Origin of the sequence: Pseudomonas sp. RW10S2, from assembly GCF_014268985.1 — a bacterium.
GTDB classification, from domain to species: domain Bacteria; phylum Pseudomonadota; class Gammaproteobacteria; order Pseudomonadales; family Pseudomonadaceae; genus Aquipseudomonas; species Aquipseudomonas wayambapalatensis.
The window spans coordinates 1-2,494 of record NZ_JABWRO010000229.1 but is presented as its reverse complement, the minus strand read 5'-3'; the positions used below and the strand labels follow the sequence as shown (position 1 = coordinate 2,494).

General features: G+C 64.2%; 4 protein-coding genes. All 4 read right to left on the bottom strand.

Translation table 11 applies throughout. The annotated features are described in order from the left end of the window. Window positions 1-39: 39 nt before the first annotated feature. Window positions 40-1,020: a cytochrome-c oxidase, cbb3-type subunit III gene (gene ccoP / locus HU729_RS25435; RefSeq protein WP_186711916.1), complete on the bottom strand. Its 981-nt coding sequence runs from the start codon at window positions 1,018-1,020 to the stop codon at window positions 40-42. Continuing rightward, entirely contained in the window at window positions 1,017-1,214 is a 198-nt protein-coding gene (locus tag HU729_RS25430) for a CcoQ/FixQ family Cbb3-type cytochrome c oxidase assembly chaperone (RefSeq protein ID WP_054894780.1), read from the bottom strand. Before HU729_RS25430 ends, ccoP begins: the two co-directional genes overlap by 4 nt. Window positions 1,215-1,219: 5 nt before the next feature. Further along, the gene (gene ccoO / locus HU729_RS25425; RefSeq protein WP_186711915.1) at window positions 1,220-1,828 is read right to left on the bottom strand and encodes a cytochrome-c oxidase, cbb3-type subunit II; all 609 of its coding nucleotides are present in this window, start codon (window positions 1,826-1,828) and stop codon (window positions 1,220-1,222) included. After that, the coding region (locus tag HU729_RS25420) for a cbb3-type cytochrome c oxidase subunit I (protein ID WP_186711914.1) at window positions 1,828-2,494 on the bottom strand (667 nt) is incomplete at its 5' end. The genes ccoO and HU729_RS25420, both read right to left, overlap by 1 nt.

Genomic DNA, 2,494 nt, shown 5'->3' with positions numbered 1-2,494 from the left:
GTGGGAGCGGGCTTGCCCCGCGATGAGGCCAGCCCAGGCTTACTCAGCCGGTTGAACCGGCTCCGCCTGCTGCGACAGGCTGTACACATAAGCCGCCAGCAGGTGCACCTTGTCGTTGCCCTGGATTTCAGCCTGCGCTGGCATCTGCCCCTGACGGCCGTAACGAATGGTCTGCTGCAATTGGGCGAAGCTCGAGCCGTAGATGAACGCCTGCGGGTGAGTCAGGTTGGGTGCGCCCATGGCGGGGGTGCCCTTGCCTTCAGGGCCGTGGCAGGCCACGCAGTTGGCGGCAAAGATCTTCTGTCCGTTGGCCGCGTCGGCCTTGATGCCCTCGGGCAGGCTGCGCCCGTCCAGGTTGGTCAGCACGAAGGCGGCGACATCCGCCACGCCCTGCTCGCCGATCACCTCGGCCCAGGCCGGCATCACACCATGACGGCCATTCATGATGGTGGTCTTGATGGTTTCCGGCTCGCCGCCCCAGCGCCAGTCGCTGTCGGTCAGGTTGGGGAAGCCGTAGGCTCCCTTGGCGTCCGAGCCATGGCACACCGAGCAGTTGGAGGCGAACAGGCGTGCGCCCATCTTGAGGGCCTGCGGATCCTTGGCGACGTCTTCCAGCGGCATGGCGGCGAACTTGGCGAAGATCGGCCCGAAGCGGGCATCGGCCTTGGCCATTTCCTTTTCCCATTCGTGCACGCCGGTCCAGCCCGACTGGCCATTGCTGAACTCGGTCTGCTTGTCGTTATCCAGGTAGCTGTAGCCTGGCAGGATGCCTTTCCAGTTGCCCAGGCCCGGGTACAGCGCCAGATAGCCGAGGGCGAAGACGATGGTGCCGACGAACAGCCAGAACCACCATTTGGGCAGCGGGTTGTCGTACTCCTCGATACCGTCGAACGCATGGCCGACGGTTTCGTCGGTGATCTCTTCGCGCTGGCCCTTGCGGGTCGACAGCAGTAGCCAGGTCAAGGCGAAGATGGTGCCCAGGGTCAGGACGGTGACGTACAGACTCCAGAAGGTTGTCATTGTTGTTTGCTCCCAGAAGCATTCTTTTGCGCGTGCTCGACATGCCGGCTGGCCTCGGGATCATCCGCGAAGGGCAACTGCGTGGCCTCGTCGAAATCCTTCTTGCGCCGCGGGCTGAACACCCACAGCGCCAGGCCCACGAAGGCCACCAGCACGACGACGGTGCCCAGGCCGCGTATCATCCCGATATCCATCAGCGTCACCGTTTGCTCTTGATGAGGGTGCCAAGGCCTTGCAGGTACGCCACCAGGGCGTCCATCTCGGTCTTGCCCTTGACCGCGTCGCGGGCACCGGCGATGTCTTCGTCGGTGTAGGGCGTACCGAGGGTGCGCAGCACTTCGAGCTTCTTGGCCGTATCGTTGCCATCGAGGTGGTTTTCCACCAGCCACGGGTAGGCGGGCATCTTCGACTCCGGCACCACGTTGCGCGGGTTGTATAGGTGCGCGCGGTGCCAGTCGTCCGAGTAGCGTCCGCCGACGCGGGCTAGGTCCGGGCCGGTACGCTTGGAGCCCCAGAGGAAGGGGTGGTCCCACACGCTTTCACCGGCCACCGAGTAGTGGCCGTAGCGTTCGGTCTCGGCGCGGAACGGGCGGATCATCTGCGAGTGGCAACCTACACAGCCTTCGCGGATGTAGATGTCGCGGCCTTCGACTTCCAGCGCGGTGCGCGGCTTCATGCCTTCGACCGGCTTGTTGGTGACGTCCTGGAAGAACAGCGGGACGATTTGCGTCAGGCCGCCGATGCTCACGGCAATGACCATGAAGAAGGCCAGCAGGCCTATGTTCTTCTCGACTGCTTCATGCTTCATCAGTGCGCTCCCACGACGACGATCTTGGCGGCTTCATCGGCCTGCGCCGGATTGGCAGCGCGTACCGTGCGCAGCACGTTGTAGGCCATCAGCAACATGCCCGAGGCGAAGAAGGCACCGCCCAGTGCGCGGACGATATAGCCCGGATGGCTGGCCTGCAGCGCTTCGACGAAGGAGTAGGTGAGGGTGCCGTCATCGTTGATCGCACGCCACATCAGGCCCTGGGTGATGCCGTTGACCCACATCGAGGCGATGTACAGCACGGTGCCGATGGTTGCCAGCCAGAAGTGCGCGTTGATCAGGCCGACGCTGTGCATCTGCTCGCGGCCGTACAGCTTCGGAATCATGTGGTACACCGCGCCGATGGAGATCATCGCCACCCAGCCCAGGGCGCCGGCGTGGACGTGGCCGATGGTCCAGTCGGTGTAGTGCGACAGCGAGTTGACCGTCTTGATCGCCATCATCGGCCCTTCGAAGGTCGACATGCCGTAGAAGGCCAGGGAGACCACCAGGAAGCGCAGGATCGGGTCGGTGCGCAGTTTGTGCCAGGCACCGGAGAGGGTCATCATGCCGTTGATCATGCCGCCCCAGCTCGGGGCCAGGAGGATGATCGACATCACCATGCCCAGCGACTGCGCCCAGTCGGGCAGGGCGGTGTAGTGCAGG

What these genes read in the sequence shown, in the direction of transcription:
- ccoP (WP_186711916.1), bottom strand. Translation starts at nt 1,020, where the DNA reads ATGACAACCTTCTGGAGTCTGTACGTCACCGTCCTGACCCTGGGCACC.
- ccoO (WP_186711915.1), bottom strand. Translation starts at nt 1,828, where the DNA reads ATGAAGCATGAAGCAGTCGAGAAGAACATAGGCCTGCTGGCCTTCTTC.
- HU729_RS25430 (WP_054894780.1), bottom strand. Translation starts at nt 1,214, where the DNA reads ATGGATATCGGGATGATACGCGGCCTGGGCACCGTCGTCGTGCTGGTG.